Origin of the sequence: Streptomyces sp. ID05-39B, assembly GCF_033794725.1 — a bacterium.
GTDB lineage: Bacteria > Actinomycetota > Actinomycetes > Streptomycetales > Streptomycetaceae > Streptomyces > Streptomyces bobili.
In genome coordinates this window covers 1-6,611 of the sequence record NZ_JARGEF010000345.1, presented here as the reverse complement: position 1 = coordinate 6,611, position 6,611 = coordinate 1, and the positions used below count along the sequence as shown (strand labels likewise).

Annotated in this window: 3 protein-coding genes and 1 pseudogene; 2 read left to right on the top strand and 2 right to left on the bottom strand. The window is 71.2% G+C overall.

The features are described 5' to 3' along the window. Positions 1 to 115: 115 nt before the first annotated feature. Together P1P75_RS38455 and P1P75_RS38450 are read right to left on the bottom strand one after the other, a co-directional pair. Positions 116 to 1,462, bottom strand: coding sequence for a copper amine oxidase (locus tag P1P75_RS38455; protein ID WP_319264147.1), 1,347 nt, complete (start codon positions 1,460 to 1,462; stop codon positions 116 to 118). A 91-nt stretch (positions 1,463 to 1,553) separates the two neighbouring features. Next, on the bottom strand, positions 1,554 to 2,390 hold the full coding sequence (locus tag P1P75_RS38450) for a Tat pathway signal sequence domain protein (RefSeq protein ID WP_319264145.1): 837 nt from the start codon (positions 2,388 to 2,390) through the stop codon (positions 1,554 to 1,556). Positions 2,391 to 2,580: 190 nt separating this feature from the next. On the opposite strand from P1P75_RS38450, the gene glgX reads away from it, so the two are divergent. Next, complete coding sequence (gene glgX, locus P1P75_RS38445; RefSeq protein WP_319264144.1) at positions 2,581 to 4,698, top strand: glycogen debranching protein GlgX; 2,118 nt, start codon at positions 2,581 to 2,583, stop codon at positions 4,696 to 4,698. A gap of 69 nt (positions 4,699 to 4,767) precedes the next feature. Next, positions 4,768 to 6,561: pseudogene (treY, locus tag P1P75_RS38440) on the top strand (malto-oligosyltrehalose synthase); the annotation flags it as partial. Between the last annotated feature and the right edge of the window lie 50 nt (positions 6,562 to 6,611).

Sequence of the window (6,611 nt, the reverse complement as noted above, 5' to 3'; positions counted from 1 at the left end):
CTCCCGAGCCCACCCGCGCACCGCCTTCCGCTCCCCCGAGCATCCCCGTCCCAACGATCAAGGAAGGGTACTCCGGTAGCGGTCGGCGGTGCAGCCGGATGGACAGGGTGGTTTCTCAACTCTGCGGTCGTGGACGGCCGTTCTCCGAGACGAGGGCAGGCGGAGTGAGCGGGTTCATAGCGGTGACGTCCCGGGGGACGATCGAGAATCCCTGCCAGTGCACCGGCATGGGCTGCTGGTCCTCGTCCCGCGCGACATGGTGGAAGCCGACGTTCACCCAGGCCACGGGGTGGGTGAGGGCCTGTCCGTTCACCCATTTGTCGACGGTGACGGGGTGCCGGGCAGCGCACAGGCGGAGATTGTTGTTGGCGTACTGCTCGCACTTGTTGTACTGCGTGAAGTAGACGTCGTGCCGGGTGAAGGCGCGTCCCGGGTACTTGCTGCTGACGCCGGGCACGATCTCGTACGAGCGGGGGTGGCCGTCCTTGTTCTTGCCCGTGGTGCTGACCACGCGCCACCAGCGCATGTTCTTGGCGTCGCCCGCGAGTTCCTTGGTGACGGGGGTGCGGGTGGTCTTGTTGGTGGGGGCCTGGGCGCCGGCGGCGGGCGGGCTGACCACCGAGTCGTACTGCTCGACCTTGTTCTTCGAGGAGCCGTCGAGGCCGAAGTCGAGCCGCCAGAACACGTTGTGGTTGTGGCTGGTGGAGTAGGACGTGGCGCCCTTGCCTATCGGCCAGCCGCGGCCGTCGCCCGCGTCGTAGTCGAAGGGCGAGAGGCTGCCGGTGGCGCCGACGTTCATGGAGACGGTGCCGTCGTCGGCGAACCGCCACTCGGTGATGTACTCGTACCAGCTCACCTTGTTGACGGTGTAGACGAGCAGGTCCTTGCCCTGGGACTGGTAGACCTTCCCGGAGTCGGTCTGCATCCGGTAGGCGTGACCGCGGGCCCGGGTGGTGGTGCACAGGCCCTTGATGTTGGGGTTCTCGGAGTTGTAGGCGTCCGGGACCTTCACGGTCTTGATGGTGCCGCCGGGGCATTCGGCGGGGGTCATGTTGACCAGGCCCGCGCCGAAGTTGTAGTCGGTGATGTCGTTGTACTCGTTGGAGCCGTCGTCGTACGGCACGTGGATCTGGGCGAGTTTGGCGCTGTTGAGGACGCGGATCGGGCGGGCCTCGCCGGGCGGCTGGTAGGAGATCTTCTCCAGGACGAGTCCGGACTTGGACTCGAAGCGCCAGCACATGCTCCAGGTCGTGCCGTTGGAGAGTTTCTGCTGGATGCGGTAGGCGGCGCTGCAGTCCGGGGCGGCCACGGGGGCCGCCTTGGGGTGGGCGGTGGCCGGGGCGGTGCCCGTCGCGGACGCTCCGGCGGCCAGGGCGACCACGGACAGGCCGAGGGCCGCGCCTCTGCGGGCGCGGCGAGTACCGAGCGGCCGGTGGCCGCCGTTCGGGTGGTTCAGGCGCATGAGGACAGGACTCCCTGTGCGTCACCCTCCCGAGGCAGGGCGGCGCGGCCCGGCGCGGGAGGCGTGAGTCGGAAAAGCGGACGAAGGGCGCTCAGCGGGTGAGAGCGGCCACCTTGCGGGTGCTGAGGTCGATCACCAGGGACCGGGTGTCGATCCACGGGCCGTTCTTCACCTTGAGCAGCAGCCGCGCGCAGCGGTGGATCCCGCAGCTGTCGAAGGCGGCGGGCTGGGCGCCCGGCACCGCGCGGTACACCATGCTGGAGAGCTGCAGCTGGTCCGGTGAGGTGAGTGCCTTGCCGGTGGCGTCCTTGTAGTCGGCGCGCAGGCCCGCGCCGAGCGGGTCGGCGATCAGCAGGGTGGCCGCCTCGGTGTTCTCGGCGCGGCTGAGCGGCGGCTGGACGCCCTGTCCGCTGCCGGTGGCCTCGACCTTGCCGGTGTCCAGGTTGACGGTCCTGGTGACGAGGGTGTCGTCCTTGTAGTCGTAGAAGCTGACCTCGGCGCGCCGGGGGGCCGAGGGGTCGTCCACCTCCTCCGCCTCGGGGTCGGCGAGGTCCACGCCGAGAGGCTGCGGGCCCCGGTCGCCGTCGACGTCCTGGCTCGCGTCGAACAGCTGCCTGCTGAGCGCGATGCGCTCGACGCGGGCGATCTCGTCGTCGGTCAGCGGGTCGCGCCCGGTGCCCCGCTCACCCTCGGCGGGCGCCTGTTCGACGACGCCGGGCGCCACCGCCGCGGGGCCGCCCTGCTGCCCCGCGGCGGCCTGGCCGGAGCCCTGCTGCCCCGCCGCCGTCTTCTCGCCGGAGCCCCCGGTCGTTCCTTCCGCCCCTGCCGTGCCCGGCAGGGTGATCGCGATCATCGCGGCCGTCGCGGCGACCGCGACGGCCGCGCCTGCCACCACCTTGCCCAGGTGGCGGCGCACTGTCGTGCGCACATCTTCCCCCTACTCCCCCTGTGCCCCGGGAGTACGTTGTAAGCCCCACTGGTTCGGCGTACGCCGAATGGGGCGTATGCACTGGTCGCCCGGTAAGAGGGACGTAAGTCACAGGTGGTTCCCCCACTTTCCGGGAGACTCGGTGCGAAGGCGTCCCCGGCGGAGCGGCACACCTGGAAGAGTCGTATCCATGCAGGTCTGGCCTGGAGAGGCATATCCCCTCGGCGCCACGTACGACGGCGCCGGTACGAACTTCGCGGTCTTCACGGAGGCCGCGGACCGAGTAGAGCTGTGTCTGCTGCACGACGACGGCTCGGAGACGGCGGTGGAACTTCGCGAGAGCGACGCCTTCGTGCGGCACGCGTACGTGCCGGGCATCATGCCGGGGCAGCGTTACGGCTTCCGGATGCACGGTCCGTACGCGCCCGAGCGCGGCTCGCGGTGCAATTCGGCGAAGCTGCTGCTCGACCCGTACGCGAAGGCGATCAGCGGTTCGGTGACCTGGGGCGAGGAGGTGTACGGCTACCACTTCGGGGCCCCCGACAAGCGCAACGACCTCGACTCGGCGCCCCACACGATGACGTCGGTGGTGGTCAACCCCTACTTCGACTGGGGTGACGACCGGCGCCCGCGCACCGAGTACCACCACACGGTGATCTACGAGGCGCACGTCAAGGGCCTCACGATGCGCCACCCCGGGCTGCCGGAGGAGCTGCGCGGCACCTACGCCGCCCTCGCGCATCCGGCGATCATCGAGCACCTCACCGAGCTGGGCGTCACGGCACTGGAGCTGATGCCCGTACACCAGTTCGTCAACGACCATCGTCTGGTCGACATGGGCCTCAACAACTACTGGGGCTACAACACGATCGGTTTCTTCGCCCCGCACAACGCGTACGCCTCCTGGGGCGACCGCGGGCAGCAGGTGCTGGAGTTCAAGTCGGCGGTGCGGGCGCTGCACGAGGCGGGGATCGAGGTGATCCTCGACGTGGTCTACAACCACACCGCCGAGGGCAACCACCTGGGACCGACGCTGTCCTTCCGGGGCATCGACAACGCGCAGTACTACCGGCTGGCGGAGGACCCTCGGTACTACACGGACACCACCGGGACCGGGAACTCGCTGCTCATGCGGTCCCCGCACGTGCTCCAGCTGATCATGGACTCGTTGCGGTACTGGGTCCTGGAGATGCATGTCGACGGGTTCCGCTTCGACCTCGCGGCCACCCTGGCCCGCCAGTTCCACGAGGTGGACCGGCTGTCGTCGTTCTTCGACCTGGTGCAGCAGGACCCGGTCGTCTCCCAGGTCAAGCTGATCGCCGAGCCGTGGGACGTGGGCGAGGGAGGCTACCAGGTGGGGAACTTCCCGCCGCTGTGGACCGAGTGGAACGGCAAGTACCGCGACACCGTACGGGACCTGTGGCGGGGCGAGCCGCGCACGCTCGCGGAGTTCGCCTCGCGGCTGACCGGCTCCTCCGACCTGTACCAGGACGACGGGCGCCGGCCGCTGGCCTCGATCAACTTCGTGACCTGCCACGACGGGTTCACCCTGCGTGACCTGGTGTCGTACAACGACAAGCGCAACGAGGCCAACGGCGAGGACAACCGGGACGGCGAGAGCCACAACCGGTCCTGGAACTGCGGGGTGGAGGGCGACACCGACGACCCGGACGTGCTGGAGCTGCGGTCCCGGCAGATGCGCAACTTCATGGCCACGCTGATGCTGTCGCAGGGTGTGCCCATGATCAGCCACGGGGACGAGGTGGCGCGCACCCAGCACGGCAACAACAACGCGTACTGCCAGGACAGCGAGCTGGCGTGGGTGGAGTGGCCCGACCCCGAGGGGGAGGGCGAGACGATGCTCGACTTCACGCGGGCGATCGTGCGGCTGCGCAAGGAGCACCCCGTGTTCCGCCGCCGCCGCTTCTTCCACGGACGGCAGGTGGAGGGGACCCACGACGATCTGTCGGACATCGCGTGGTTCACGCCGGAGGGCAAGGAGATGGCCCAGCGGGACTGGAACTCCTCGCAGGCCTCCACCCTGACGGTGTTCCTCAACGGCAACGCGATCTCCGAGCCGGGCTCGCGCGGGGAGCGGATCACCGACGACTCCTTCCTGCTGATGTTCAACGCCTCCCCCAAGACCCTGGAGTTCGTGGTGCCGGTCGACCACGGCCGCCAGTGGCAGGTGGTCGTGGACACGGCGAACCCGGAGGCGGTGGAGCGGGGGGCGGGTGTGAAGGTGGCGGCCGGGGACCGGCTGACGCTGGTGGACCGGAGCATGACCGTCCTTCAGCGGCCCGCGTAGGGGCCCGCCCGGCCGCCGGCCGGTGGGCGGGATGACAGAAAAGGGGGCAGGGCGGGTACGTAGGTCTGCATGACCTCTGAGCGCCCTGTCCCCGCCGTGCCCACGGCCACCTACCGGCTCCAGCTCCAGCCCGGGTTCCCGTTCGAGGCCGCGGCGGCGGCCGTGCCCTACCTGGCCTCGCTCGGCGTGTCGCATCTGCATCTGTCGCCGGTGCTGGAGGCCGTACCCGGCTCCCTGCACGGCTACGACGTGGTCGACCACGCGCGCGTGCGGGCGGAGCTGGGCGGCGAGGAGGGGCTGCGGGCGCTGTCGGACACCGCGCGCGGGCACGGGCTGGGGCTGGTCGTGGACATCGTGCCCAACCACATGGCCATGGCGCCGCGGCACAACCGCGCCCTGTGGGAGGTGCTGCGGGAGGGCCCGACATCGCCGTACGCGCGCTGGTTCGACATCGACTGGGAGGCGCAGGGCGGCCAGGTGCTGCTGCCCGTCCTCGGCGGGCCGGTGGGCGAGGTGCTGGGCGAGCTGCGCGTCGACGGGGACGTGCTGCGCTACTACGACCACGCCTTCCCGCTGCGTAAGGGCACCGGGGACCTGCCGCTGCCGCGGTTGCTCGACGCGCAGTGGTACCGGCCGGTGTGGTGGCGGCTGGCCCGCACCGAGCTGAACTACCGGCGCTTCTTCAGCATCTCGGAGCTGATCGGGGTGCGGGTGGAGGACCCGGAGGTGTTCGACGCCACCCACGGCAAGATCCTCCAGCTGCTGCGCGAGGGCGTGCTGGACGGGCTGCGCGTCGACCACCCCGACGGGCTGGCCGACCCCGACGCCTATCTGACGCGGCTGCACGCGGCGAGCGGGGGCCGCTGGACGGTCGTGGAGAAGATCCTCGCGCACGGCGAGGCGCTGCCGGACACCTGGCCGGTGGCCGGCACCACCGGCTACGACGCCCTGCGCCAGGTGGACGGCCTGTTCACGGACCCGGCGGGCGCCGGGGAGCTGCTGGAGCTGTACCGGCGGTTCGCGGCCCCGCAGACCGACCGCGGCGGGAACTGGGCGGCGACGGTGCGGCGGGCGGCGTACGCGGTGCTCCGGCACGAGCTGGCCACCGAGCTGGACCGGCTGACGCGGGCGGCCACGCGCGCGTGCGCCGCGTCCCCGGACCCCGCGCTGCGCGACCGGGCACCGTGGGCGCTGCGCACCGCCCTGGAGGAGCTGCTGGTGCGCATGGAGGTCTACCGGCCGTACGTCCGCGGCGACGCGGCCACGGTCGTCACCGAGGAGGCGGCGGCTGAGGCCCGGCTGGCCTTCGTGGTGCCCGAGGAGGCGGGCGCGGTGGACGTGGTGCGCGGCCTGGTGCTGGGCGGCGGGGACGGTCCGGCGGCGGTGGAGCTGCGCACCCGGTTCGCGCAGACCGCGTCCGCGCTGCGGGCCAAGTCGGTGGAGGACACGGCGTTCTACCGGTACGTGCCGCTGCTCTCGGCGAACGAGGTGGGCGGCGATCCCGGCCGGCCGGGCGTCTCCCCCGCCGCCTTCCACGCGTACTGCGCGCGCGTGCAGCGCGACTGGCCGCTCACCGGGACGGTCCTGTCCACGCACGACACCAAGCGCAGCGCCGACGTCCGGGCGGCGCTGGCCGTGCTCACCGAGTGCCCGCGGCGCTGGGCGGAGCTCCTGGAGCAGGTCACGCACGCCGAGGTGGGCGGGCCGGACGGGCAGCTGGCGTGGGCGGCCTGGCAGACCGTGTTCGGGCTGGGCCCGGCCGCCCCGGAACGGGTGCGGGAGGCGCTGCTCAAGCATGTGCGCGAGGCCGGCATGTACACGAGCTGGACGGAGCAGGAGCCACCGTACGAGGAGGCGGTGGCTCCTGCTCCGTCCAGCTCGTGTACATGCCGGCCTCGCGCACATGCTTGAGC

Bases quoted from the DNA above. Each gene is read 5' to 3' on its own strand.
- P1P75_RS38455 (WP_319264147.1), bottom strand. From the start codon at position 1,462: ATGCGCCTGAACCACCCGAACGGCGGCCACCGGCCGCTCGGTACTCGC.
- glgX (WP_319264144.1), top strand. From the start codon at position 2,581: ATGCAGGTCTGGCCTGGAGAGGCATATCCCCTCGGCGCCACGTACGAC.